Genomic DNA, 26,564 nt, shown 5'->3' with positions numbered 1-26,564 from the left:
GGAGAGACCATCACCCCACCCCGCTACGCATTCCGCTTCGCTGCATGCGTAGCGACCCTCCCCCTCCAGGGGAGGGTAAGCAAGACTACCGCTTGTTCGGATCGAACCGCTTCTCCAGTCCCGTCCAGCAATCCGCGTAATTGTCCTGCAGCGTCGACGACTTCGCGGCGTGCGCTGTCACGCGCTGCGGGTAGCGGGTCTCGAACATGAAGGCCATGGTGCCGGTCAGCTTCACCGGCTTCAGCTCGCCGTTGCTGGCATGCTCGAAGGCATCGCGGTCGGGGCCGTGCGGCAGCATGCAATTGTGCAGGCTGATTCCGCCCGGGACAAAACCCTGCGGCTTGGCATCGTAGACGCCGTAGATCAGGCCCATGAACTCGCTCATGATGTTCATGTGATACCAGGGCGGGCGGAAGGTGTTGTCGGCCACCATCCAGCGCTCGGGGAAGATCACGAAGTCGATGTTCGCGGTGCCCGCGGTCTCCGACGGCGAGGTCAGCACTGTGAAGATCGAGGGATCGGGATGATCGAAGCCGATCGCGCCGACCGGAGAGAAGGTGCGCAGATCGTATTTGTAAGGCGCGTAATTGCCGTGCCAGGCCACGACGTCGATCGGCGAATGTGGCAACGTGGTCTTGAACAGCGATCCGCCCCATTTCACGTAGAGTTCGGTCGGCGTGTCCTTGTCCTCGTAATGCGCGACCGGGGTGAGAAAGTCGCGCGCGTTGGCGAGGCAATTGGCGCCGATCGGCCCGCGCTCCGGCAGCGTGAAGGCGCCGCCGTAATTTTCGCAGAGATAGCCGCGCGCAGGACCGTTCGGAATCTCGACGCGGAATTTGACGCCGCGCGGGATCACCACGATCTCGCCGGGCTCGGCGTCGATACGGCCAAACTCGGTGACGACGCGCAGGTTGCCCTGCTGGAGCACGAACATCAGCTCGCCGTCGGCATTGTAGAAGTGCTGGTCCACCATCGAACTGGTGATGAGGTAGACATGCGCGGCCATGCCGGCCTGCGTGTTGACGTCGCCGGCGGTCGTCATGGTCTGCACGCCCTGAAGGAAGGTCATGTCCTCCTTCGGGATCGGCGCCGGGTCCCAGCGCAGCTGCGCGATCGGTAAATCGTATTCATGGCAGGGCGCCGAGCGCCACAGGCCGGCATCGGCCTTCTCGAACCGGCCGGAATGCTTCACCGAGGGACGGATGCGATAGAGCCAGGAGCGCTCATTGGTGCCGCGCGGCGCGGTGAATGGCGAGCCGGAAAGCTGCTCGGCATAGAGCCCGTAGGCGCAGCGCTGCGGCGAGTTGCGCCCGATCGGCAGCGCGCCCGGCAGCGCCTCGGTCTCGAAGCTGTTGCCGAAGCCGGACATGTAGCCCGGCGTGACCTGCGCCGAGCTGCGAATGATCTGATCAGGCGAGGTGTTGACGTTCATGACTATCCTCCTCCTTGCAGGGCGGCCCACATTTCCTGGTCGCGCTTATCGGTCCAGATCACGGGGTCGTCGATCCCCGACGCCTCGTCATAGGCGCGCGAGACGTTGAACGGCAGGCAGTGCTCGTAGATGGCGAAGCTGTGGAATTTCGGATCCATGACTTCGCGCGTCGCCGCCATCGATTCCTTCAGCGTGCGCCCCCTGGCGACGGAGATTTCGGCCGCGCCGTAGAGCGAGGTGACGAAGTCGCGCGTCATCGCGATGGCTTCGCGCACCGTGGCTGTGCCCTTCAGCGCATCGCCGCGGCCCGGCGCGATCGCCTTGGGATTGAAGTTGCGGATCTCGTTCAGCGTCAGCGGCCATTCGCGCAAATGCGCGTCACCGCAATAGCAGGCCGAGTGATATTCGATGAGGTCGCCGGAGAACATCACTTCGGCATCCGGCACCCAGGCGACGATGTCGCCGGAGGTGTGGCCGGCCCCTAACTGCATCAGGCGCACTTCGCGTTTTCCCAGATAGATCGACATCTCGCCTTCGAAGGTCAGCGTCGGCCAGGTCAGGCCGGGAATGCTCGCGGCATCCTGGAACAGGCGCGGGAAGCGGCCATATTCGGAATCCCAATCCTGCTGGCCGCGTTCCTCGATGAGGCGATAGGTCTCCTGCGAGGCCACGATGCCCTGCGCCTTGTAGGCGGAGGCGCCCAGCACGCGCACGGCGTGATAGTGCGACAGCACGACATATTTGACCGGCTTGTCGGTGACGGTCTTGACGCGCTCGATCACCTTGTTGGCCATCGCCGGCGTCGACTGCGCGTCGAACACCAGACAGCCGTCGTCACCGACGATGATCGCGGTGTTCGGATCGCCCTCCGCGGTGAAGGCATAGAGATCGGTGCCGATCTCGGAGAAGGTGATCTTCTTTTCGGAGAGATCGCCGGTGGATGCGAAGTTCTTCGCCATCAATTCATCCTCAGGTCTTTGGGTTATTGTTGTTGCTGTTGTTGCTGCTGGCCGTCGGTCATGCGCCGCTTCGCGAGCACGATCGCTTCCCGCAACACGTCGATGTCGCCGATATGGTTGGCGAGGATCAGGACCAGTGCCGCGTCGAAATCGGCGCTCTGCTCCTCGGTGAAGCCGCGGTGCGCCTCGACGATGGCGCGAAAGGCATCGTCGGGCCGCGCGAAGTTGGAGCTGGTTGAAAGCGGCATGCGAATCCTCAATTCAAACCTTCGGCCCGCGACAGCGCGGCGGCAATGGCCTTGCGCGTCGGGTGGCGGAAGCGCGCCGCGACGTAGCCGTCGGGCCTGAGCAGATAAGCCGCACCGGGCTCGGCGTCATAGCGCTTTGCGACGAGGCCCGAGGGATCGGCAAGCCCGCCCTCGCCACCGATGCGGATATCCTTCACGCCATCGGGCGCGTCGATCGCCGCGCCATTGCTGAACGACAGCAAGGTGAAGCCTGTTCCACCGCGGCGGAATGCATCCGTCAGATAGGCCTGCTCGCCAGCGGGGGCGTCGAGCATTGAACAGCCGGGCGCCGGTCCGCCGCGCCACGCATCCGCATCGGGCGATGACAGCGGCGAGTCGTAGCTGCACGGCACCGAGAGCCGGCCGCCATTGACCATGCGCTTGCCGAACTCCGTCTCCTTGGCCAACGACAGCACCGCCTTGCGCAGCCGCGCCTCCTGATGCGAGTTCGGCGCCATGAAGTCCGTCGAGCGGGTCGACTCGCGAATGTTCTCGTCGGCAGCCCCGCTGCGCTCGACATGGTAGCTTTCGAGCAGGCTCGCGGGCGAGGCGCCGCGCAGCACGCGATCGAGCTTCCAGGACAGGTTCTCGGCGTCTTCGAGGCCCGAGTTCGCACCACGCGCACCGAAGGGCGAGACCTGATGCGCGGAATCGCCCGCAAAAATCACCCGGCCGTGGAGGAAGCGATCCATCCGCCGGCACTGGAATTTGTAGAGCGAGATCCACTCGAACTCGAACTTGTCGTGACCGAGCATGCGCGCGATCCGCGGCCGCACGTTCTCCGGCTTCTTCTCGACGACGGGATCGGCATAGCGATTGAGCTGGAGATCGATGCGCCAGACGTCGTCGGGCTGACGGTGCAGCAGCGCGGAGCGGCCGGCATGAAACGGCGGATCGAACCAGAACCAGCGCTCGGTCGGGAACTCCGCGGTCATCTTGACGTCGGCGATCAGGAACTGGTCCTCAAACACCTGGCCGGCGAAGTCGGCGCCAACCATCTGCCGCAGCGAGGAGCGCGCGCCGTCGCAGGCGACGACATATTGCGCGTGCAGGCGATAGGCGCCCTCCGGCGTTTCGATTGTCAGCGCGACGGAATCGTTGCGACTCTCCAGCGCCGTCACCTTGTTGCGCCAGCGGAGGTCGATCGCAGGCAGATCGCTGATGCGATCGACCAGATAGGCCTCGGCGTAATATTGCTGGAGGTTGATGAAGGCCGGCCGCTTGTGACCGTCTTCCGGCAGCAGGTTAAACTGGTAAAGCTGCGACTCGCCATGAAAAATGCGGCCGACGCTCCAGACCACGCCCTTGTCGACCATGCGGTCGCCGACGCCGAGCCGGTCCCAATATTCGAGCGACCGCTTGGAGAAGCAGATCGCGCGCGAGCCTTCGCCGATCCGGTCGGCATCATCCAGAAGGACGACGCGCTGGCCGCGCTGGGCAAGGTCAATCGCGAGCGACAGCCCCACCGGCCCCGCGCCGACGACCACCACGGGATGCTCGGCCGCACTCTGGCCGGGACGATCCTGGTCGGGGTGGCGGCGATAGCCGAACTGGGTTTTGGCCTGCTGCGTATTGGCCTGCGCCATGCGCTAACCTCGGCTCTGGTCAAGAGAGGACTGATCTGCTAGATAGTCTCACGTGCAACTATTTTGGACCGGAGCCGGCCGGCCGTCAACTGGAATTCGGAGCGCAAGCCTTGGCGAGGACATCCAGCGACATCGCGCTGAAGGCACGTGAGGCTGACGAGGCTTCATTGCGGCCGAAGGCGCGGCTCGATTTGTTCAAGTTCGTGCCGTTCCGCCTCAACCGGCTAGCGGCTGAGGTGAGTTCCGCGCTTGCGGTCGAATATCAGGAGCGTCACGGCCTCGACATTCCGGCCTGGCGCGTGATCGCCACGCTCGGCTTCCGCAACGATGCCTGTAGCGCGCAGTACGTCTCGCAATGCACCCGCACGCACAAATCCACCATCAGCCGCGCCGTGACCACGCTGCTGCACCAGGGGCTGATCGAGCGGGTCGAGAACGAAGCCGACCGCCGCGAATTCCGCCTGCAACTGACGAAGAAAGGTCGCGCGCTGTACGAAGAGCTGTTCCCGCAATTGCTGCGGCGGGAAGACGAGATCCTCGCCTGCCTCTCCGCGCAGGAGCGCAAGCAGCTCTCGGCCCTGCTCGGCAAGATCGAACAGAGCCTCGACCTGATCCAGACCAGCGAAGAGGCCGACGCGAAAGAGGCGTATTAGGGCGCGTACTCATAGAGGTGCAGACGTCGGCTTTTGGGAGGCCGATTGAGAAAGCTTGGCAGGTCCGTGACGGCACTGGCTTATATAACGGCGCTACTTGCGGCGTTTGCCGCAACTCGCGCATACGCCGCTGACATAGGTTATCTGGCTTCCCCCGGAGTCGCTGCAAACGAGTTTCCCTCACCACAGCGCCCTGTTGCACGGATCGTCAGCCCGCGCCGCGCCGCCGAAGAGCGCCGAGACGCCCTCAATGAGGCCGGTCAAATCGCACGTGCTCTTGAACTGAAACCAGGTATGACAGTGGGCGACATTGGAGCAGGCAGCGGCTACCACACGGTCAGGCTCTCGCACCTCGTCGGCCCCGCCGGCTCTGTCGTTGCCCAGGACGTCACGCGGGATTACCTCATCGAGCTCGCCAGGCGAACAGAACGTCTGAAGTTGACGAACGTGCAATTCGCGCTCGGCGAACCACACGACCCGCGTCTGCCCGCTTCCTCGCTGGATGCCGCAATCCTCGTGCACATGTATCACGAGATAGCCCAACCCTATGCCTTCCTCTACAATCTCGCGCCCGCCTTGAAGCAGGGTGCGCGGGTCGGAATTGTCGATCTTGAGCTTCCGACGTCGAAGCATGGCACGCCAATTGAGCTCTTGCGCTGCGAATTGACCGCCGTCGGCTATCGCGAGGTTGCCACATATAAGCTCGCAGGGGACGGAGGATACCTGGCGGTATTCTCTCCGCCGGAGGCAGCGGCTCTAGAATCTCCCCGCGATATCGTTGCTTGTGCGGATCCTGCCGGCACTCGCTGACACCACGCCCCGGATTCCGTCACTTCGCAAACGACCGCGACGGCGGCAAATGCAGCGCCCAGGCATCGACCTTGTCGCTGGCACGCGGATAGATCTCCGTGACGATCGGATCGTGGCCGGGAATGAACCTGTCAGGATGACCGGCGAGGCGTTCGATCGTCTCCCAGCCCTGCGCCATGTCACCGATATTGTAGACGATGGGGAACGGGCTCTTGCGCTGCAGATTGGCGTAGTAATGCGCGGCATCGGACGCCAGCACCACCGGCCCGCGCGCGGTCTCGACCTTGACCACCTGCAAGCCGTCGGAATGGCCGCCGACACGGTGCACGGTGACGCCGGGCGCGATCTCGCCGTCGCCGGAATAGAAATTGACGCGCTCGCCATAGACATGGCGCACCATCTGCGTGACGTGCTCGACCGAGAACGGATGTCGCAGCAGTCCGTTGCACATGCAGCGTCCCGTCGCGTAAGCCATCTCGCGCTCCTGGAGATGGAAGCGCGCGTTCGAGAAGCGATCGAGATTGCCGGCGTGGTCGTAATGCAGATGCGTCACGATAATGTCGCGAACGCTCGACGCCGCGACGCCAAAGCGCTCCAGCGCATCGACCGGATTGAGCGTCAGCTTGCGCGCCCGCGCGCTCGCCTCCTCGGCGTTGAAACCGGTGTCCACCAGGATCTCGCGGCCCTGCCCTCGGATCAGCCAGACGAAATAGTCGAGATCCTGCGCCGCGCTGTCATGCGGGTCGGGCTGAAGGAAGTTCATGTTGGGGGTGCGTGGCGACATCGTCGCATAACGCAGGGCGTAGATTTCGTAGGCGTTTCCCATGGTTTTCTTTTCTGAGTTGGACCTTCGGGGACGATCGAGCGCACCAAGCCATTGTCCGCAGCAAAGGTCAAACACCGGAGGGCTGCGACAGCGTCCAGCCTGCTATGTGAGACCCCTCACATCTTCTTTGTCGCGGCCGCTCCAGCATCCTGCCGCAGAGTCGAACCAGATGGCGCCGAGCACAACCGTGACAGTCCGTTTATTCCCCTCCCGGCGCGCCCATGCATCGCGGTCAATTGTCGCGATAATGCCGAATCTCCAAGCGGTTGACGCCCCCCTTCCGCGGTTTGATAATGCACATTGCGTAAGTTAAGGTCGCCGCGGCGCAAGCTGGTAACGGCGCCTTTTTGGCTGGACCGCGCTGATTATGAAAATTCGCTTCCTTTTTCTTCTGCCCTTGCTCGTTTCGCTCGTCCCGGTTGCGCCATCCCTGGCCGCCGGTGACCGTTATGCGTTGGTCATCGGCAACGCCAAATATCCGGACGCGGACGCTCCGCTGAAGGAACCGCTCAACGACGCGCGCGACGTCGCCGACGAGCTCAAGCGCGACGGCTTTTCCGTTGAAATCGGCGAGAACCTGACCGGCGACGGCATGCGCCGCGCGTTCGACAAGCTCTATGGCAAGATCAAGCCGGGCTCGGTGGCGCTGATCTTCTTCAGCGGTTTCGGCATCCAGTCGGCGCGCCAGAGCTACATGCTGCCGATCGACGCGCAGATCTGGACCGAATCCGACGTCCGCCGCGACGGTTTCAGCCTGGAGACCGTGCTCGGCGAGCTCAATACCCGCGGCGCGGGCGTCAAGATCGCGCTGGTCGACGCCTCCAGGCGCAATCCCTTCGAGCGCCGGTTCCGCAGCTTCTCGGCCGGCCTGACGCCGGTCATCGCGCCGAACGGCACGCTGGTCATGTACTCGGCGGCACTGGCCTCGGTGGTCTCGGACGCGGGCGGCGATCACAGCCTGTTCGTCCAGGAGCTCCTGAAGGAGATCCGCGTCCCCGACCTGATGGCCGAGGAGACGCTGAACCGCACCAAGATGGGCGTCACCCGCGCCTCGCGCGGCGAACAGGTGCCGTGGATCTCCTCGTCGCTCGCCGAGGATTTTTCGTTCATTCCGGGCGCCGGCGGATCGCGCCCGTCGATGACGGCACCGCCGCCATCGCCGCCGGTTGTCGCCAACAACCCGCCGCCGGCTCCGCCCGCACCGCCTCCGCCGCCAAAGCCGGCGGACACGGCAGCGGCACCTGCTCCAGCACCGGCTCCTGCTCCGGCACCGGCGCCCTCACCGAAACCGCAGGTCGAGGCGGCCTTGCCGCCGGCGCCACCGCCGGTGAAACCAGCCGAGACCACCCCCGCACCGAGCATGGATAGCGGGCCGAGCGCGGCCGCGCTGGCGGAGGATCCGACCATCAAGGGCCTGACGGCCAAGATCGCCGCCAATCCTGATGACGTGAATGCGCTGTACCGGCGCGGTCAGGTCTATGCCAGCAAGGGCGCTTACAATTTGGCCATCAAGGATTTCGACGAGACGCTTCGGATCAACGCGAAGGACGTCGAGGCGCTGAACAACCGCTGCTGGACCCGCACCGTGGTCGGCGACCTCCAGGGCGCGCTGAAGGATTGCAACGAGGCGCTGCGGCTGCGGCCGAATTTCGTCGATGCGCTGGACAGCCGGGGGCTCGTCAATCTGAAATCGGGAGCGGTCAAGAACGCCATCGCCGATTTCGACGCAGCCCTGAAGATCAACCCGCGCCTGACCTCCTCGCTCTTTGGCCGCGGGATTGCCAAGCAGCGCAACGGCTCGGCGCAGGAAGGCGCGCTCGACATCGCCAATGCCAAGGCGATGGACCCGAACATTGTTCAGGAGTTCGCAAGCTACGGAGTACGCTAGTATTTTTTTGAATTGAGGCGGCAGACGCCTCGAACCCTCGGCGGCTCAGGGAAGACTAACGGACGGATGCCGCAGGCGGCCTTTCCCGGGGGGGCCATTGCAGGAATTTTGGAACCGCGCGGTCAGCTGCGCAGGAGGGACTGGCAATGAGATTGGCTGCAAAGGGATTTACCGCGATCCTGTCCATCATCGCGGTCGGCGCCGCTCTGTCGCTGACGACCCCGCTCGCATTCGCGGGCGACGACGGCAACAGCAAGAACGTCACCGAGGACGAGATCGTCCGCGCACTGGCGCCGCCGCCGAAGAAGCCGTTGACCCGCGGCCTCTCGATCGCCCCGCAGGCCGATCCCGCACCCAGTGCGGCGGAAACCAAGCTGATCCAGTCCGTGCGCGGCCGCTCGACGCGCTCGCTTTCGTCGACCGAGCGCGAAGAGATCGCGTCGGTGGCCAAGGACAAGCCGAATATCGATCTTGAAATCACGTTCGACTACAACTCGGCCAATATCAGCGCCAAGTCGCTCGCCTCGGTACAGGCGCTCGGTCGCGCGCTGACCAGCCCCGACCTGAAGGGCTCGACCTTCGTGGTTGCCGGCCACACCGACGCCGCCGGCGGCGAGGGCTATAATCAGGACCTGTCGGAGCGCCGCGCGGATTCGATCAAGCGCTACCTCGTCGACAAGTACGGCATCGCCGCGACCGATCTCGTCACCGTCGGCTATGGCAAGAGCAAGCTGAAGGACCCGGCCCAGCCGATGGCGGAGGTCAATCGTCGCGTGCAGGTCGTCAACATGGAAAACAAGACCACCGCATCGAAGTGAGAGCACGACGTAATCCTTTGAAGTGCCAAATCCTTTGAACTGCCAAGTCGTGATGTGGTGTAAAGTCTTGCTTCAAAAGCGCGTCCCGCAGCCTTGTGGGACGCCGCTTTATTTCAGGGAAACGCTCTCAGCAGGCCTCGTGCGGATGGCCGTGAGCCAGGCCAGGACAATCCGGCGATGAACGCCTCCGAATATCTCAAGCCTGCCGGAACCGTGGTGTTCGTCGTTGCGCTCGGCGTCGGCTATTATCTGTTCGAGCATCGGCATCGCCCCGAGGCGAAGGAAACGCCGAGCGAGGCGCTCGTCATCGTGACGAAGTCGACCAACGCCTGCTTCTCCGACCTCGTGCGGGTGACCGGCTTCTTCGTGCCACGCCGCGAGGCCGTGGTCGTCGCCGACCAGGAAGGCTCCAGGGTCACCGACCTCTTCGTCACCGAAGGCGCCATGGTCACCGACAATCAGGAGCTGGCGCGCCTGACGGCGCCGCCGCAGATCCCCGGCCAGCCGCAAAGACCCGGCCCGCAAGGCCCGATCTCGCTGAAGGCGCCCGCGCCAGGCCTCGTCACCGAAGTGCGCACCATCGTCGGTGCGCCCGCCTCGCCGCAGGCCGGCCCGATGTTCCGCATCGCCGTCAACAACGAGATCGAGCTCGACGCCCAGGTCCCGGCGGTGCACATGCCCAAGCTCAACCCCGGCGCGACCGTGCGCATCAGCCGCGATGACGCGCCCGATTTGATCGGCCGGGTCCGGCTGGTCGCGCCCGAAATCGACCGCACCACGCAGCTCGGCCGCGTCCGCATCAGCGTCACCAACAATCCTTCGCTCAAGGTCGGCGTGTTTGCCCGCGCCTCGATCGACGCCAAGCGAAGCTGCGGCGTCTCGATCCCCAAGACCGCGATCGACCATCTCACCATTCAGGTCGTCAAGAACAATATTGTCGAAACGCGCAAAGTACGGGTCGGGCTGTCGTCCGACAGCGCGACGGAAATCCTGGAAGGCCTCGAGGTCGGCGAAATCGTCGTGGCCGACGCCGGGTCTTCGCTCCATGACGGCGACCAGATCAAGACCATGTTCGCCGATGAACTCGATCGCACGCGGGTACGCTGATGGCTCTCAATATCTCGGCTTGGTCGATCCGCAATCCACTGCCGTCGGTCGTCTTCTCGATCATCCTCCTGGTCCTCGGCTGGGTGTCCTTCACCAAGCTCGCGGTGACGCGGCTGCCCTCGGCCGACATTCCCGTGATCTCGGTCGTGGTGTCGCAATTCGGCGCCGCGCCCGCAGAGCTCGAATCCCAGGTCACCAAGACGGTTGAAGACGCCGTCTCCGGCGTCGAGGGCGTCAGGCACATCACCTCCTCGATCACCGACGGCGTGTCAGTGACCACCATTCAGTTCGCGCTGGAAACCAACACCGACCGCGCGCTCAACGACGTCAAGGACGCGGTGACGCGGGTGCGCTCCAACCTGCCGCAGAACGTCACCGAGCCGCTGATCCAGCGCGTCGACGTCATCGGCCTGCCGATCGTCACCTATGCCGCGATCTCGCCCGGCAAGACGCCGGAGCAGCTCTCCTATTTCGTTGACGACGTGGTCAAACGCGCGCTGCAGGGCGTGCGCGGCGTCGCCCAGGTCGAGCGCATCGGCGGTGTCGAGCGCGAGATCCTGGTCTCGCTCGACCCGGACCGGATGCAGGCAATGGGGCTGACCGCGGTCAATGTCAGCCAAAGCCTGCGCGGCACCAATGTCGACGTCGCCGGCGGCCGCGCCGAGATCGGCAAGAACGACCAGGCGATCCGCACGCTTGCGGGCGCGAAGACACTGGGCGATCTCGCCGGCACCATGATCCCGCTGTTCGGCGGCGGCGAGGTCCGGCTCGACGATCTCGGCACCGTCACCGACACCATCGCCGACCGCCGCACCTTCGCCCGCTTCAACGGCGAGCCGGTGGTCGCGCTCGGCATCAAGCGATCCAAGGGCGCCAGCGATGTGAAGGTGGCCGAGGCCGTGCAGAAGCGCATCGACGCGCTGAAGGCCGCCTATCCCGACGTCGACCTGAAGGTGATCGACACCTCGGTCGAATATACCAACGGCAATTACCACGCGGCGATCTCGACCCTGTTCGAAGGCGCCATCCTTGCCGTCATCATCGTGCTCCTGTTCCTGCGGGACCTGCGCGCCACCATCATTGCCGCGATCTCGCTCCCGCTGTCGATCTTCCCGGCGTTCTGGGCGATGGACCTTCTCGGCTTCTCGCTGAACCTCGTCAGCTTCCTCGCCATCACGCTGTCGACAGGTATTCTCGTCGACGACGCCATCGTCGAGATCGAGAACATCGTCCGGCACATGAACATGGGCAAGTCGCCCTATCGTGCCGCACTTGAAGCCGCAGACGAGATCGGCCTTGCGGTGATCGCGATCTCGCTGACCATCATTGCGATCTTCGCGCCCGCGAGCTTCATGTCGGGCATCGCCGGACAGTTCTTCAAGCAGTTCGGCATCACCGTCTCGGTGCAAGTGTTCTTCTCGCTGCTCGCGGCGCGCTTCGTCACGCCGGTGCTGGCCGCCTACTTCCTCAAGCACCATGCGCACGAAGAGCCGCCGCCCGGCCGCGTGCTGCGGGCCTATCACAGGATCGTGGCCTGGTCGGTGAAGCACCATTTCATCACCGTGCTGATCGGCTTCGGGGTGTTCGCCGCCTCAATCTGGAGCATCACGCTGCTGCCGCAGGGCTTCCTGCCGGCGCAGGACAGCGCGCGCTCGCTGCTGGCGCTCGAGCTGCCGCCGGGCACCCAGCTTGCCTACACCGAGAAGGTCACCGAGGACATCGTCGCACGCCTGCGCAAGCGGCCGGAGGTGAAGAGCATCTTCGTCGATGGCGGGCGCGTCCCGCCGGGCACCCAGGAAGTCCGGCGCGCCTCCTTGATCATCAACTACACGCCCAAGGACAGCCGCGACATCACTCAGCGCGAGCTCGAATTCTCGATCAGCCAGGAGCTGGAGAACGTTCCCGACATCCGCTTCTGGTTCCTCGACGAGAACGGCCTGCGCGCCATCTCGCTGGTCGTGACCGGCGTCGACGCCAACATCGTCAACAACGTCGCCAGCGAGCTCGCGACGCAGATGAAGCGGATTCCGACGATCTCCAACGTGATCTCGGAAACCACGCTCGAGCGGCCCGAGCTGCGCATCGAGCCGCGCGCAGATCTCGCCGCGCGCCTCGGCGTCTCCACGGAAAGCCTGTCGCAGACCATCCGCGTCGCCACCATCGGCGATGTCGGGCCCGCGCTCGCCAAGTTCGACGTCGGCGACCGCCTGGTGCCGATCCGCGTTCAGCTCGAGGACGCCGCGCGCGGTAATCTGAGGACGCTCGAACAGCTGCGCGTGCCGCTCGGCGAGCGCGGCGAGAAGGGCGGCGTGCCGCTCTCGGTCATCGCCGACGTCAAGCTCGACCAGGGTCCGACCAGCATCAACCGCTACGATCGTGAGCGGCAGGCAACCGTCGCCGCCGACCTCGTCGGCTCCGCCGCGCTCGGCGACGCGACCAAGAAGATCTACGACCTGCCGGTGATGAAGAGCCGACCGAAGGGCGTGAAGGTCTCGCCCTCCGGCGACGCCGAAAGCCTGAACGAGCTGTCCGACGGCTTCGCCACTGCGATCACCGCGGGCCTGATGATGGTCTACGCCGTGCTGGTGCTGCTGTTCGGCACCTTCCTGCAGCCGATCACCATCCTGTTCTCGCTGCCGCTCTCGATCGGCGGCGCCATCGCCGCCCTGCTCATCACCGGCAAGCAGCTCACCACGCCGGTCTGGATCGGCATTCTGATGCTGATGGGTATCGTCACCAAGAACGCGATCATGCTGGTGGAATTCGCCATCGAGGCAATCCGGGCCGGCAAGCCGCGCGAGGAAGCGATGATCGACGCCGGCATGAAGCGCGCGCGCCCGATCGTGATGACCACGATCGCGATGGCCGCGGGCATGACGCCGAGCGCGCTCGCGGTCGGCGCCGGCGGCGAGTTCCGCTCGCCGATGGCGCTCGCGGTGATCGGCGGCCTGATCTTCTCGACCATCCTGTCGCTGGTGTTCGTGCCCGCGATGTTCATGGTGATGGACGATCTCGGCGCCCTGATCTGGCGATTCGCCAAGCGGCTGATCGTGCACAGCGAGGATGCCGAGACCGCCGATCATCACGGCGCGGCGCCGGATAAAAAGGGCATGGTACACCCCGCGGCGGAGTAGCCGTGATACGGACGTCGACGGCTCAAGCTGGTTCAGCGAGCGGCGTCAGCGAACTCGACGTCGCAGGAGATCGTCTTCGCTACCAAGCGTTCAAGCGCACCGGTCGCGCCGCCCGAACGACGGAGCGGTTTGGCCGATCCCCTACTCGTTCCGCGCGATCGCCGTCAGCTTGGTCATGTTCCGCAGCAGGATGCGGCCGCGCTGGAGATCGAGAATCGCCTCCTTGCGCCAGGCCTGAAGCTGGCGGTTGACGCTCTCGCGGGCCGCGCCGACGAAGATGCCGAGCTGCTCCTGCGAGATGTGGACCTCCGAGCCGAAATCGGCGGCGAGCGCGCAGAGCCGCCGCGCCAGCCGCACCGGCAGCGGTTGCAGCATGGATTCTTCCATGCGCTCGCTCTGCCAGCGGATGCGCTGGCACAACAGCGCGATGATTTTGATTGCGACCTTCGGCTCGCGTTCGAGGAAGCTGAGAAAATCTTCGCGCCGCAGCACGAACAATTCACTGGCTTCGCCTGCGGTCGCATCCGCAGTGCGGCTCTGGCCGTCCAGCACCGCGACCTCGCCGAACAGGTCGCCCGGCCCCATGAAGTTCAGGGTCAGACGGCTGCCGTCGGAGACGCCGGTCTCGATACGGACCTGGCCCCGGCGCACGCCGAACAGCGCGTCCCCAGCATCGCCCTTCTGGAATAGCACCTCGCCATTCCCCAGATGCTGGGTGTGGCAGAGATTCGACAGCCGCTGGAGCTCGTCTGCGCCGAGATCGGCGAACATCGCGTTCATCTTCAGGATGACCGCAAATTCGGCCTGCTTGCTCATTTCAATGTCCTTGTGAATTTCCTTAGCCAGTTTCCCTGGCAAATCGCTTGGAACCATCAAATCAGGATCGCGTAATACCGCGCCGGGGAAGTGTGTCATAAGTCACATAACTTTGCAGCACCCCCTGACTATTTTTACGTGCTTGGAGCCGCTTCCCGTCCGGGGATAAACTCAGGCGCAAAGGACGGATGCATAGGACGGTCATCTGCGGGATTCGACGCCGATTGTCCGTCGTTGGAAAGTCGACATGAGAGCAGTGAAATTCGCCGGCGCGGCGATAGCCGCCGTCATCATCGTGATCGGGCTTCTCCTCGTGGTCGGGATTCCCTCGGGATTCCTGACCACGACGATTGCCTCGCGGGTCGAGAGCGCGACCGGCTATCGCCTGTCCATCGACGGCACCACGAAGATCAGCCTGTGGCCGACGCTGAATGTCACGCTCAACGATCTCACGCTTCAGGACCCGAAGGACCGCAGCGGCATCACGCGCCTGACGGTCGACAGCGTGCAGGCCGACATGTCGCTCTCGAGCGTATGGTCGGGCAGCCCGAAGATCAGCGAACTCGTCGTCACCCATCCCGTGCTCCACCAGCCGCTGCTGCGTGAGCGACTGCCGAATGCAGGCACCGCGTCGAAGCCGCTGGCGCTCGACACCGGTGGTGCGACCATCGACCGCGTCAAGGTCATCGACGGTGAAGTCGCGTTCGCGCGCGTGCGCGACCGTGTCGAGGGCCGCATCAGCGCCATCAACGCCGATGCCGTCGTTGGCCGCGACCGCAAGGTCGACATCGCCGGCACCGCGCGGGTCGGCGATCACCCGACCAAGTTCGACATCAAGGCGTCGACGCCGGCGCCGCCAGCCGACCGGCCGACCATTCCGGTGGATTTCGCCATCGACATGCCCGATGTGCTGAAATCCCAGCTCACCGGTCATGCCGAGATGCGGCTGAGCGGCGATGTCGTGATGATCAACGGCGTGAACGGCAGGCTCGGCGACGGCGCCTTCAACGGCTGGGCCTCGGTCGATATTGCGAGCAAGCCTCTGGTCAAGGTCGATCTCGACTTCCAGCGGCTCGCGATTCCGGTGGCGAAATCGCCGGAGGGCACGTCGGGACAGCCCTGGAGCAATGCACCGATCGACGTGTCCGGGCTCAATTATGTCGACGCACAAATCAGGATCTCCGCGAACGAGGCCGTGATCGGCGATGCGCGCCTCGCGCCGCTGGCACTCGATGCGAAGCTCGCCGGCGGCGTGCTGAAGGCCGGCACCGCCAATCTCGGCGCCTATGACGGCCAGGTCTCGGGCGAGGTGATCCTGGATGCCACAAGCGGCGCACCGAGCTTTGCCATGCATTCCGATCTCGTCGGCGTGCGCGCGCTGCCGCTGCTCCAGGGCCTTGCCGAGTTCGACCGGATCGACGGCAAGCTGCAGGCCAAGCTCGCGCTGCGCAGCGCCGGCACCAGCCAGCGCGCCCTGATGGCGAACATGCAGGGCACCGCCTTCGTCAATTTCCAGGACGGCGCCATCCGCGGCATCAATATCGCGCAGATGATCCGCTCGCTGACATCGGGCACGCTGTCCGGCTGGCAGGACAGTGAGGCCCAGAGTACGGATCTGTCGCAGCTCTCGGCGTCCTTCCGCATCGACAAGGGTCAGGCGGTGACGACCGATCTCAATCTGATCGGACCGCTGGTGCGCGTGACCGGCGCCGGCACCATCGCGCTCGACACCAAGATGATGGGTTTTCGCGTCGAGCCGAAGCTCGTGATGACCACCGAAGGCCAGGGCCGCGCGTCGGAGCCGGTCGGCTTCGGCATTCCCGTGATGATCCAGGGCAGTTGGTCGCAGCCGCGGATCTACCCTGACATGGCCGGCATGCTGGACAATCCGGACGCCGCCTATGCCAAGCTGCGCGAGATGGGCAAGGGCCTGTTCAGCCCTGATGGCGCAGGGCTCGGCAATATTCTGGGCAGCCTCGGATTGGGCGGCGCCGCAGCGCCGGGCGGCGGCAACGCGGCCGGCAATGCCAATCCGCAAACCCAGCAGCCGGGACAGAACAACCCGCTCGGCGGCCCGCTGGGCGAGGCGATCGGCAATTTGATCCAGCAGGGGCTTTCCGGCGGCGCGGGGACCAGCACCGGCACCGGCCGCAGCCGCGGCCTGCCGGCAACACCGTCCACCCCCGCTCCGCAGGCCTCTCCCGCGCCCCCGGCCCAGGACGACCCGGCGGTGGTGCAGCAGGACAGCCAGCCGATGAACGACGTGCTGCGACAGCTCTTTAATCGATGATTGGCCGACCAACGCACTGGACTCCACGCCAATCCCTACATCGGCCTCCCCGTCCGCCGCTTCATCCGAAGGGATGAGGCCGCGACAATTCACGACCCTTTCGGCCTAGCCCGGCGTCGACAGCGGGTAACCACGCTGGCCGGTCGACCGGTCGCAGGACCGTCTCCTGGCCCGAATTGTGGTAGAAGGGCGCCTGGACCGGTACGGCCCGTAGCGCCGGCGTCGATGACGGCGCGAGAGGATCTGGATGGCGGGAGCGAAAGACAAGACACGGTTTCTGCGCGAGGGCCTGTTCGCCAAATACGTCGTCTCCCTCGTCGGCCTCGTCGTGTTTGTCCTCGCCGTCAACGGCGCGATGGAGACCTGGATCTCCTATCGCGCCACCAAGACCCAGCTGACCGACGGGCTCGACGACAAGGCGCAAGGAGCCGCCCGGCGGATCGAGCAGTCGATCTCCGAGCTCGAGCGCCAGATCAGCTGGGTGACGCGGGCAAGCCAGGACACGCTCGAGAAGCGCCGCGCCGACTACGCATCGCTCCTGCACCAGGTCTCGGTCGTCAACCAGCTGTTCCAGCTCAACGGCGAGGGACGCGAGGTGCTGCGCGTCTCGCGCCAGTCGACCACGACCGGTGGCAATGCCGACCTCTCCCGCGACATGCGCTTCACCGACACGGTTGCCCGCGGCGTCAGCTACGCGCCGGCCTGGTTCTCCGACCGGACGCCGATGATGTCGATCTCGGTGGCGCATTCCGGCTTCAATGCCGGCGTCACCGTGGCCGAGATCGATCTCAGCTTCCTCTCCGACTTCCTGTCCGACGCCCAGGTCGGCAAGGCCGCGTTCGCCTATGTGGTCGATCCGCGCGGCCGCGTGCTGGCGACGTCGTCGAAAGGGCCCGATGTCGGCAAGGATCTGTCGAAGCTGCCGCAGGTGGCATCGGCGATTGCGCCCGGCCGCGAGCCCGACACGTCGGGTACCGACTTCAACGGCCATGCGGTGATGAGCGCCGCCAGCACCGTGCCGAAGCTCGGCTGGAACGTGATGTTCGAGCAGCCGACGACGCAGGCGTTGATGCCGATCCGCGACCAGCTCGTGCGCATCGCGCTGTTGATCGGCATGGGCCTGATGGTCGCGATCCTCGCCGGCACGCTGCTCGCCCGCCGCATGATCATCCCGATCACGGCGCTGCGCGACGGCGCCCACAAGCTCGGCGAAGGCGATTTCAGCCACCGCATCGACGTCCATACCTCCGACGAGCTGGAAGACCTCGCCGGCCAGTTCAACCGCATGGCCGGCCAGCTCCAGGAAACCTATTCGGACCTGGAGACCAAGGTCGAGGAGCGCACCCGCGATCTCGCGCAGTCGATCAACGAGCTCAAGGCGCTGGAAGAGGTCGGCCGCGCGGTCGCCTCCTCGCTCGACCTCAACGCCGTGCTGCCGACCATCGCGGCGCGCGCGATCGAGATCACCCATGCCGATGCGGTGCTGATCTACGGCTTCGATGCCGAGACGCGCCGCTTCAACCTGATCGAATCCAACGGCATCGACAAATCGGCCGACGGCGCGCATGTCACGATCCAGCAAGGCGCGAACATCCTGAGCGATGCCGCCGAGAGCGGCGAGCCGATCGCGATTGCCGATCTCGACCGGGCCTCCGAGCAGCCGCTGCGCGACGTCGCGGTCGATGCCGGCTTCCACTCGGTGCTGGTGGTGCCGCTGGTGGACCAGCAGGGCACGCTCGGCTCGCTGGTGGTGCTGCGCCGGGCCGGCGGCGAGTTCGCCGGAAGCCTCACCGGCCTGATGCGCACCTTCGCGAACCAGGCCGTGCTGGCGATGCGCAACGCGCGGCTGTTTACCGAGGTCGATCACAAGGGCCGCGAGCTCGCCGCGGCACATAACACCGTGCAGCAGCAGGCGGCAAAGCTCCAGGAGCAGACCGAGCAGCTTCGCAACTGGAACCGCTCCCTGGAAGAGCGCGTCGAGAAGCAGCTCGGCGAGATCAGCCGCATCAAGCGGCTCGAACGATTTCTCGCGCCGCAGGTCGCCCAGCTCATCGCTTCGTCGGATGGTCATGACTCGCTGCTCGACAGCCATCGCCGCGAGGTCACCGTGCTGTTCTGCGATTTGCGCGGCTTCACCGCCTTCACCGAGGCGACCGAGCCGGAGGAGGCGATGAACGTGCTGCGCGAATATCACGCAGCGCTCGGCAAGCTGATCTTCAAATACGAGGGCACGCTCGACAAATATGCCGGCGACGGCGTGATGATCCTGTTCAACGCGCCGATCCAGTTCGAGGACCACACGCGGCGCGCGGTGCAGATGGCGGTGGAGATGCGCGACACGATCGGCCCGCTGACCGAAAAGTGGCGCAACCGCGGGCACACGCTCGGCTTCGGCATCGGCATCGCGCTCGGCTATGCCACGCTCGGCCAGGTCGGCTTCGAGCAGCGGCTGGAATACGCCGCGATCGGCAGCGTCACCAACCTCGCCTCGCGTCTCTGCGACGAAGCCAAGGCCAACCAGATCGTGGTCAGCCGCCGCGTCTACGGCATCGTCGAGCCCTGGGTCGAAGCCCGCGCGCTCGACGACCTCGTGCTCAAGGGGTTCAACCACCCGGTGCTGGCGATGGAAATCCTGAGCTGGCGCGAGCAGGTGGAGAACGTGGTGGATGCGTCGGCGGCGCGCCGGCGAGGGTAGCCAACAACAAAAACTCGAAAACAACCCCTTGCACAGTAGACGGGGTCCGTAAGATCAATGACTTACGCGGGTGCCGAAGTGGTTTGACACGTCGGGCAAAACACCGGCAGGATGGTATGATCCCCCCGCACCCCTCCCACGAACCACATCCCTCCTCCCTGCGACTAACCATCGCCTCGGCGTCGAGGCTCGATTTCGGATGGGAGACGATCGTGGCGTTTGCCTTGCCTTCGCGCGCGTATGATTTGCAGATGCTGGACCGTCCCGCGGATCGTGCGCGCGATCACGGTTGGGTCTTTGGCCTGCCGCCGGGCATCAGCAGCGAGCAATGGCCGCTCGATCCCGTCACCGGCTTTCCGCTGATGCACGGCTTCACCTTGAGGCTGCCGGATGATTATCGCGTGCATGGCGAGGACATCGTCGCGGTGTCGTTCTTCGCCACGGCGCCCGACCACAATGACGGCGGGGCGCCCGATGATCCCGAGATTCGCGAAGCCGTGGCGGCGCGACCCGCGCATCCGCGGCTTTCGCGCATGACCGATATTCTCGACTACGAATATGCCGCGTTGCTGCTGACCAAAGCCGAATATGAGGGCGCGTTCGCGGCGCCACCGGCACCGCTTCCGCTTGCGACGGCAGATCGGCCGCGCTGGCTCGACGTCGGCGGCGCCGGTGCCTTCTTCGAGGCCGCCGCGCCTTACGCAAAAAAGATGTTTGCCGCGCAGCCGCGCGCCGATCTCAGCGAGACCCGCGCGATCGCGCTGGTGCCGCGCGCGACCGATCCCAATGCCGGCAAGGGCCCGCAGGACGAGCACACAAGGCAGAACCCGCCGACCGGTTATCAGCCCTACTATTACTATGTCGGCGGCGTGCCGAGCCGCGACAATTTCCGCCTGCACGACTGGGGCAAGGATCACGCGCACAACCATCTCGGCGGCACCATGCGGCCGTGCCAGGCGGTGCCGGAGATGAGCCCGTTCTACATCGAGTTCGAGGAATATTTCGGCGGCTACAATTTCGGCGGCGGCAACGCGCAGCTCGACTTCAAGGACATGAAGTTCGACTGGGCGTGCGGCTGATCACGCCCCGCGCTTCGGCCCGATCGCCTCGAAGCCCGCCTTCTGCTCGTCGCTCAAGTCTGCCTCGAAATCGTCGAGCGCGTCGCCGACGCCCTTCACTGCCTGCAGCATCGTCTCCAGCCGCGCCTTCACGGCGGTGAGGCGGGCCTGTGGCGTGGGCTCGGCCTTGAGCTCGGTCTTGGACGGGCAGGCACTCAGCGTCTCCATGGTGCGCAGCGTGGTGTCCTGGAGCACCTCCAACCGGGCGCGAGCTGTGTCGTCAAGCCTCAGCGTGGACGCGATCTCGCCGGCGGGCCATTGCTGCTGCACGAGCTGCTCGTATTGCCGCTGCGCCTGAACATCATAGCGGGGATCGTAGCCGGCCTCGCACGCGGCTGGCGCCTGTGCGTCCTTGCGCTGGCCGGCCGCAAGCGCGGCACGGCGCTCATTGGCCAGCGCGTCGAGCTTTGCCCTCTGGCCGGCATCGAGAAGATCGACGAATTTTGCGAGCGGCGGCGCGATTGCGTCCGTCGCCTTGATCATGGCCGCGAGGCGCGTCTGCATCAGGCCGAGGCGCTCCGCGGCGGTCGCGGGGGCCTGCGTCGGGCAGGCCGTGCGGATGGTGTCGCGCGCAGCGACCCAGGCGGTCGCGAGCTCATCGAGCGCTGTGCGCTGCAATTCGTTCGGCTGCACCAGGGCGACGATACGGTCAACCGGCAGGCCGCCGGTGTCGCTGGCATCGCAAACGGCGTCGACCGAAGGGACCTTTCGCGCGCGCCTGCCTTGCGGCGCCGTGTAGGCGGCGAACTCCGTGGCCGCATAGGGGGCGAAGATCGCGGCGTAGATGTCGCCATAGCCATAGAGCGAGAGGCTGGTCGTATCGCCCAGGATGATTGCAGTGGTGAGGTCGTCATGCGCGAACGGCCAGAACACCGGGCCCGCCCAGCCATAGCTGCCATCGGGGTGGCGCCACCAGCCCTGCGGGCGGCGGCCACCGTGCCAGCCCGACAGCGCAGCTTGCGCCGTGAGCGCCGCACGCAAAATGTAGGGGTTGGCCGGCTGGCTGCGCTCGGCGCCGCGAGGATCCTGCGACCTCAACGCGGCGGAGCGGTATCGGCCGCCCCTTACCGCCATGCGCGAATGGCGCAGGCGCGACATGCCGATCACGTGGCCGACGGCAAAGCGCGCGACACCGAGCGGGCCGCCGCGCAATCCGAACTGTGCCTCGGCCTTATTCGGCAGCAGCACTGCCGCAATCATCAGAGCAGCGCCCGCCAGCGCCAGTCCCATGCGTCCGGACATGAAAGCGGACCTGACCACCTTGGCCTCCTCCCAGCGGCAAGCAAGCACTGCGACGCATCACAATGACGCGCTGGGGAACCGAATGTTCCAGAGAGACGGAGGGCAAAGCGTCGCAACGCGCACCGGCGTTGCCGATGCGGTCTCACTCCGCCTTCTGCGGCACCACAAAAGTCTGGCCGGGATAGATCAGGTTGGGGTTGTGGATCTTGCCCCGGTTGGCGTTGAAGATCACCGCGTAGCGGGAGCCATCGCCGTAAGCGAGCTTGCTGAGAGCCCACAGGCTGTCGCCGCGGGAGATCACCCGGTTGCCGCCTGCTTCGGCCGGTGCGCCGCTGATGGCGTCCGCTGGCGACGCCGATGCAACGGTCGTGGCCGCGGGCGCTCGCGCCATGACCCTGGGTTTCGGTGCACCGATAAATCTCGGCCGGGCCGCGGGCCGGTCGGACGCCGATGCCAGACGCGACGAAGCCGACGGCAGGGATGCCACGACATCAGACTTGTCGTCGTGCCTCTCGGCCTGCTTCGGCGCTTGTGCCGGCGCGGGGCGCGCGGGCGACGGCGCAGCTTCCGCGATGATCACCGGCATGCTGCGGCCCGATTGCGTAATGGTACCGTCGGGCGCTTTCGCCCGCAGGGTCAGTTCATAGGAACCGGCGGGAAGCTGCGGCGGGGTCATCACGAACTGGCCCGAGGCATCGGCGACCACGGTGTCGAGCGGCTTGCCGTCGCGCAGCAGTTCGACCTGTGCACCCGGCGCGGCGCGACCCGCGATCACCGCCGCCTCGCCGTGATCGTCGACGCGCGCGACGTCGAACCGCGGGCCGGCATCGGTCGCGGCCGCCGGTGGCTTGGCCGGCACGAGATCGGCCAGCGCCATGGCCTGCTTCTGCGTCTCGGCCAGCGCATCCACCTTCGGCGCGGAGGCCGGGGACTCCGATGGCGCAGGCGGCGCGGCGGCGGCGAGCTTCGGCTCTGGCTTGGTCTCGGCCTTAATCTCGGCCTTAATCTCGGCCTTGGTCTCCGCCTTGGCTTCGGGCTTTGCCTCCGGCCTGGCGGCGACGGCGATCTCGGTCTGCGCGCCGCCCGGCAGCAGGCGGCGCAGCTCGGTGGGACCGATCACCAGCAGGGTGCCGCCCACCGCGAGCAGGCAGAATGCAATGAAGGCCTTGGAAGCGGTGATCATCAGACAATGAACCCTTGGATCGCAAATCAACCGAGGCCGGCAAATTGCGCCGATTTGGCTGCGTCAGCAAGTCGATCATTGGGATGATGCACCTTTCGTTCCGGCACGCCCGGCGTGAACCGGCGGGGCACCGGCGGCGTCAAATCACCGAGGCCGCATCGCGGTCATTTCTTGAGGATTTTTTTCCCGTGACCGCATTTTGCCGTCTCGCACCATGGCTGGTGCTTGCCCTGACGCTCGTCGCCTCTCCGGCGCTCGCCGCATCCGGCCCGCCGCCGGACTACATCCTCACCAACAATGCCGGCCTCGCCTTCACCTCGCCCGATGGCGCCACCAGGATCGAGCAGTACATGAAGGACGGCGGGGATTGGGAAGTTAAATGGCAGGTCTGGGCTCGCCGCGGCGAGCAGATGACGGAGCTGAAGCCCGAGCAGGGCTACGGGGCCGGCTTCCGCTTCACCGGCGACTCGCAATGGCTGGTGCGGATGCAGAAGACCGGCTCGGGCGAGCAGGACCTCTATCTCTACCATGTCGAGAAGGGCGCCTTCGCGAGCGCGACGAAGAAGCCGCTCAGCGATCTCGCCTGGGCCTATTTCTACGGCCGGCCGGAGACGAAGAGGTTCGCCAAGCTCGACTTCCACATCTCGGCCAATCTCATGGAGGGTACGGAAGAGGCCTATCGCTCGCTCGGCATGGACTGGCCCAACAACCGCTACCTCGTGATCTCGCTGTCGGGCGAATATGACAATCATCCCAAGAACGTCGCCATGAAGGGACTGGGCGGCTGGCATTGCCGCTATGATCTCGAGACCGGAAAGTTCGACGTGCCCGAGACGTTCGCCAAGAAGAATGCGGAAGCCTTGAGGTGGGAAATCCGCCGGTGATCCCCCGGAATCGCGTCACCGTAAATCCAGCCTGCGGAGCTCCCGCCGATCGAGGGAAATCAACCCTCTGATTCCGTTCCGATTCATGTTTTCCTAACCCTTACTGGTAACGGGCTCTTGTCGGTTTTGCTGCATCTTGCATCCCACGGGAGGGCTGGATGGGCACATCAATCCGATGGACCACGCGCATGCGCGCGTTGCTCCGCCGTTGGCAGGGCGCGCCGCTGACGTGGCTGATCGCCGGCGGCTTCGTGCTGATGGTCGCGATGGCCATCGGCACCGCGCTCACCGTCGATCGTTTCCGGCAAAATGCAATCGAGAGCGGCCGCGACAGCCTGGAAAACTCCGTGCGCATGCTCGCCCGGCATTTCGACCGCGAATTCGCCGACTTTGCGGTGCTCCAGAAGAGCGTCATCGCCGAGCTTGAAAGTCACGGCATCGCATCCGCCGATCTCTTCCGCAGCGAGATGGCCACGCTGGCCATGCACGAGGTGCTGCGCGCAAAGGCCAGCGGCTGGTCCGACGTCGCCGGCGCCAACGTGTTCGATTCCAACGGCGTGCTGATCAACTCGTCGCGTCGCTGGCCGGTCGCCGATATTTCGGTCGCCGACCGCGGCTACTTCAATCGCCTCAGGAACGATCCGGCCTCACAGGAAGAGATCGAAGTCGTGCCCGGCCGGTTCGGCAACGGAGCTGCGATCGTATTCGCGCGGCGCGTCTCCGGTCCCCACGGCGAATTCCTCGGCACGGTGTCGCGGGCCATTTCGCCGGAGCAGCTCGAATCCTTCTTCGCCTCGGCCGGGCTCGGCGAGGAATCCTCGATCGCGATGCACCACCAGAATGGCCAGCTGCTCGCGCGCGTTCCGCATGTCGACGCGATGATCGGACAGAATTTTCGCAACGGCACGCGCGAGCAGATGGCGGTGTTCGAGCGCACCTTCGTCACGACGCAGCTCGCCAGCCCGATCGACGGCAAGGACCGCATCGTCGCCGCGCGCCTCCTGACCGGCGAGCCGCTGGTCGTGGTCGCGACCAAATCGCTGGACGCGACGCTGGCGACCTGGCGGACGCAGACAAAATTCTTCGTCGCCGTCGCCGTGCTGTCGATCGGCCTGCTCGTGCTCACGCTGTTCCTGATCTTCCGCCAGATGACGCGCAGGCTCGCCGCGGAGAAGCAGCAGCTCGACACCGCGATGAACACCATGACGCAAGGCCTGTTGATGTTCGACCAGGACGAGCGGATGATCGTCTGCAACCGGCGCTACATCGAGATGTACGGACTGTCGGCCGACGTGGTGAAGCCCGGCGCCTATTTCCGCGACGTGATCCAGCATCGCCATGACACCGGCTCGTTCCACGGTGACGTCGCGTCCTATTGCGACGACATTCTGAGCAATACCGGGCGAACCCAGAGCGCCGTCGTCGAGACCGCGGACGGCCGCCTGATCGAGATCAAGAACCAGCCCGGCGCCGCCGGCGGCTGGCTCGCGACCCACGACGACGTCACCGAACGCATCCGCGCCGACGAGCGCATCGCGCATATGGCGCATTACGACGCGCTGACCGACCTGCCCAACCGCGTGCTGATGCGCGGCCATCTGGAGCGCCGCATCGCGGAGCTTGCCCAGGGCCAGCCGTTCGCGATCCTCTACATCGACGTCGACGAGTTCAAGGGCGTCAACGATTCGCTCGGCCACGAGGTCGGCGACGAGCTGCTCCGCCAGGTCGCCAACCGCCTGCGCGCCTGCGTCAGCGGCAACGACCTCGTTGCGCGCCTGGGCGGTGACGAATTCGCCATCGTCAAGGCCGGCACCAGCGACCGGGCCGAGCTGACGGCGCTGGCGGAAAATATCCTGAAAGCGCTGCGTACGCCCGTGGACTGCAAGGGCCAGGAGATCCCGACCGATGCCAGCATCGGCATCGCGATCGCGCCCGATCACGGCGACAATCTCGACGATCTGCTCAAGCGCGCCGATCTCGCGATGTATGCCGCGAAGTCCGAGGGCCGCCGCACCTTCCGCCTCTTCGTGCCCGAATACGACGCCAAGGCGCGGCTGCGCCGCCAGCTCGAGCTCGACCTGCGCCAGGCCCTCGCCCGCGGCGAGTTCGAGGTGCACTACCAGCCGCTGGTCGATCTCGCGGCCAATGTGGTCAACGGCTGCGAAGCGCTGCTGCGCTGGCGCCATCCCGAGCGCGGCATGATCTCGCCCGCCGACTTCATTCCGGTCGCGGAAGAGACCGGACTGATCGGCGAGATCGGCGAATGGGTGCTGAAGCAGGCCTGCACCGAGGCCGCGAGCTGGCCCGGCGATATCCACGTCGCGGTCAACGTCTCGCCGGTGCAGTTCCGCGCCAGGACGCTGGCGCTGAAGGTTGCAGCCGCGCTCGCGGAGTCAGGACTTGCGCCCGGACGGCTCGAGCTCGAGGTCACCGAGACCGTGCTCATTCGCGACGACGAGGAGGCGCTGACGATTCTCCAGCAGCTGCGCGAGCTCGGCGTGCGCATCGCGCTCGACGATTTCGGCACCGGCTATTCGTCGCTGAGCTATCTGCACCGCTTCCCGTTCGACAAGATCAAGATCGACCGCAGCTTCATCAGCGACATCGGCCAGTCCGAGGATTCCTCTCCGATCGTGCAGGCGGTGGTGCACATGGCGGCCGCCCGCCACATGGCGACGACGGCCGAAGGCGTCGAGACCGAAGCCCAGCGCGAAGTGCTGCGGCAGCTCGGATGCAGCCAGATGCAGGGCTGGCTGTTCAGCCCCGCCGTGCCGGCGGCGAAGCTGAGGCAGCTGTTGTCGGCGCAGGCGGTGGCGGCTTAGCGCGGCCAGTCACC

19 protein-coding genes are annotated in these 26,564 nt (G+C 65.6%); 11 read left to right on the top strand and 8 right to left on the bottom strand.

The window, feature by feature from the left end:
* Positions 1-85: 85 nt before the first annotated feature.
* Genes hmgA through AB7245_RS02680 form a run of 4 tightly spaced genes read right to left on the bottom strand, consistent with a single transcriptional unit; the run spans position 86 to position 4,264 of the window.
* Complete coding sequence (gene hmgA / locus AB7245_RS02695; RefSeq protein ID WP_259259876.1) at positions 86-1,432, bottom strand: homogentisate 1,2-dioxygenase; 1,347 nt, start codon at positions 1,430-1,432, stop codon at positions 86-88.
* 2 nt (positions 1,433-1,434) lie between these two features.
* The gene (locus tag AB7245_RS02690) at positions 1,435-2,391 is read right to left on the bottom strand and encodes an MBL fold metallo-hydrolase (RefSeq protein WP_439033856.1); all 957 of its coding nucleotides are present in this window, start codon (positions 2,389-2,391) and stop codon (positions 1,435-1,437) included.
* 23 nt (positions 2,392-2,414) lie between these two features.
* Positions 2,415-2,639: a DUF2783 domain-containing protein gene (locus AB7245_RS02685; protein WP_071908562.1), complete on the bottom strand. Its 225-nt coding sequence runs from the start codon at positions 2,637-2,639 to the stop codon at positions 2,415-2,417.
* 8 nt (positions 2,640-2,647) lie between these two features.
* Positions 2,648-4,264, bottom strand: coding sequence for an FAD-dependent oxidoreductase (locus tag AB7245_RS02680; RefSeq protein WP_071908563.1), 1,617 nt, complete (start codon positions 4,262-4,264; stop codon positions 2,648-2,650).
* A 110-nt stretch (positions 4,265-4,374) separates the two neighbouring features.
* Here AB7245_RS02680 and AB7245_RS02675 point away from each other — a divergent pair, with 110 nt between their 5' ends.
* Together AB7245_RS02675 and AB7245_RS02670 are read left to right on the top strand one after the other, a co-directional pair.
* A complete protein-coding gene (locus AB7245_RS02675) occupies positions 4,375-4,917 on the top strand; it encodes a MarR family winged helix-turn-helix transcriptional regulator (RefSeq protein ID WP_071908564.1) in 543 nt (180 codons plus the stop codon).
* A gap of 45 nt (positions 4,918-4,962) precedes the next feature.
* Entirely contained in the window at positions 4,963-5,727 is a 765-nt protein-coding gene (locus AB7245_RS02670; protein WP_439033855.1) for a class I SAM-dependent methyltransferase, read from the top strand.
* Positions 5,728-5,746: 19 nt separating this feature from the next.
* On the opposite strand, the gene AB7245_RS02665 is transcribed toward AB7245_RS02670, so the two are convergent.
* Complete coding sequence (locus AB7245_RS02665; RefSeq protein ID WP_063980498.1) at positions 5,747-6,553, bottom strand: N-acyl homoserine lactonase family protein; 807 nt, start codon at positions 6,551-6,553, stop codon at positions 5,747-5,749.
* Positions 6,554-6,920: 367 nt separating this feature from the next.
* Between AB7245_RS02665 and AB7245_RS02660 the strand changes: the two genes are divergently transcribed.
* The 4 genes from AB7245_RS02660 to AB7245_RS02645 all read left to right on the top strand — a co-directional run bounded on the left by AB7245_RS02660 (position 6,921) and on the right by AB7245_RS02645 (position 13,500).
* On the top strand, positions 6,921-8,441 hold the full coding sequence (locus AB7245_RS02660) for a caspase family protein (protein WP_354246901.1): 1,521 nt from the start codon (positions 6,921-6,923) through the stop codon (positions 8,439-8,441).
* Between the two features lie 146 nt (positions 8,442-8,587).
* Positions 8,588-9,259, top strand: a complete 672-nt coding sequence (locus AB7245_RS02655) for an OmpA family protein (protein WP_439033854.1) — start codon at positions 8,588-8,590, stop codon at positions 9,257-9,259.
* 177 nt (positions 9,260-9,436) lie between these two features.
* On the top strand, positions 9,437-10,366 hold the full coding sequence (locus tag AB7245_RS02650; RefSeq protein ID WP_071908567.1) for an efflux RND transporter periplasmic adaptor subunit: 930 nt from the start codon (positions 9,437-9,439) through the stop codon (positions 10,364-10,366).
* Positions 10,366-13,500 carry an efflux RND transporter permease subunit gene (locus AB7245_RS02645; RefSeq protein WP_208084007.1) on the top strand — a complete coding sequence of 1,045 codons (3,135 nt, stop codon included), beginning with the start codon at positions 10,366-10,368 and terminating at the stop codon, positions 13,498-13,500. The genes AB7245_RS02650 and AB7245_RS02645 overlap by 1 nt, the downstream gene beginning before the upstream one ends.
* 141 nt (positions 13,501-13,641) lie before the next feature.
* Here AB7245_RS02645 and AB7245_RS02640 read toward each other — a convergent pair whose 3' ends face one another.
* Positions 13,642-14,316, bottom strand: a complete 675-nt coding sequence (locus AB7245_RS02640; protein WP_028149299.1) for a Crp/Fnr family transcriptional regulator — start codon at positions 14,314-14,316, stop codon at positions 13,642-13,644.
* A 247-nt stretch (positions 14,317-14,563) separates the two neighbouring features.
* Between AB7245_RS02640 and AB7245_RS02635 the strand changes: the two genes are divergently transcribed.
* From AB7245_RS02635 to AB7245_RS02625, 3 genes are all read left to right on the top strand, one after another.
* Positions 14,564-16,606 (top strand): AsmA family protein, encoded by a 2,043-nt coding sequence (locus AB7245_RS02635; RefSeq protein WP_439033853.1) that lies wholly within the window; start codon positions 14,564-14,566, stop codon positions 16,604-16,606.
* A 247-nt stretch (positions 16,607-16,853) separates the two neighbouring features.
* Complete coding sequence (locus AB7245_RS02630) at positions 16,854-19,301, top strand: adenylate/guanylate cyclase domain-containing protein (RefSeq protein ID WP_439033852.1); 2,448 nt, start codon at positions 16,854-16,856, stop codon at positions 19,299-19,301.
* A gap of 212 nt (positions 19,302-19,513) precedes the next feature.
* The gene (locus AB7245_RS02625; protein ID WP_439033851.1) at positions 19,514-20,380 is read left to right on the top strand and encodes a hypothetical protein; all 867 of its coding nucleotides are present in this window, start codon (positions 19,514-19,516) and stop codon (positions 20,378-20,380) included.
* On the opposite strand, the gene AB7245_RS02620 is transcribed toward AB7245_RS02625, so the two are convergent.
* Both AB7245_RS02620 and AB7245_RS02615 read right to left on the bottom strand, forming a co-directional pair.
* On the bottom strand, positions 20,381-21,661 hold the full coding sequence (locus AB7245_RS02620) for a Spy/CpxP family protein refolding chaperone (RefSeq protein ID WP_439035691.1): 1,281 nt from the start codon (positions 21,659-21,661) through the stop codon (positions 20,381-20,383).
* A 142-nt stretch (positions 21,662-21,803) separates the two neighbouring features.
* The gene (locus AB7245_RS02615) at positions 21,804-22,844 is read right to left on the bottom strand and encodes a LysM peptidoglycan-binding domain-containing protein (RefSeq protein WP_439033850.1); all 1,041 of its coding nucleotides are present in this window, start codon (positions 22,842-22,844) and stop codon (positions 21,804-21,806) included.
* A 188-nt stretch (positions 22,845-23,032) separates the two neighbouring features.
* Between AB7245_RS02615 and AB7245_RS02610 the strand changes: the two genes are divergently transcribed.
* Together AB7245_RS02610 and AB7245_RS02605 are read left to right on the top strand one after the other, a co-directional pair.
* Positions 23,033-23,728, top strand: coding sequence for a hypothetical protein (locus AB7245_RS02610; protein ID WP_439033849.1), 696 nt, complete (start codon positions 23,033-23,035; stop codon positions 23,726-23,728).
* A gap of 158 nt (positions 23,729-23,886) precedes the next feature.
* The gene (locus AB7245_RS02605) at positions 23,887-26,550 is read left to right on the top strand and encodes a bifunctional diguanylate cyclase/phosphodiesterase (RefSeq protein ID WP_439033848.1); all 2,664 of its coding nucleotides are present in this window, start codon (positions 23,887-23,889) and stop codon (positions 26,548-26,550) included.
* Positions 26,551-26,564 lie beyond the last annotated feature (14 nt).

The organism is Bradyrhizobium sp. 604_D8_N2_3 (assembly GCF_051810765.1).
GTDB lineage: Bacteria > Pseudomonadota > Alphaproteobacteria > Rhizobiales > Xanthobacteraceae > Bradyrhizobium > Bradyrhizobium barranii.
Note: the sequence above shows the minus strand (reverse complement) of the source record. Positions and strands in the feature narration are given on the sequence as shown.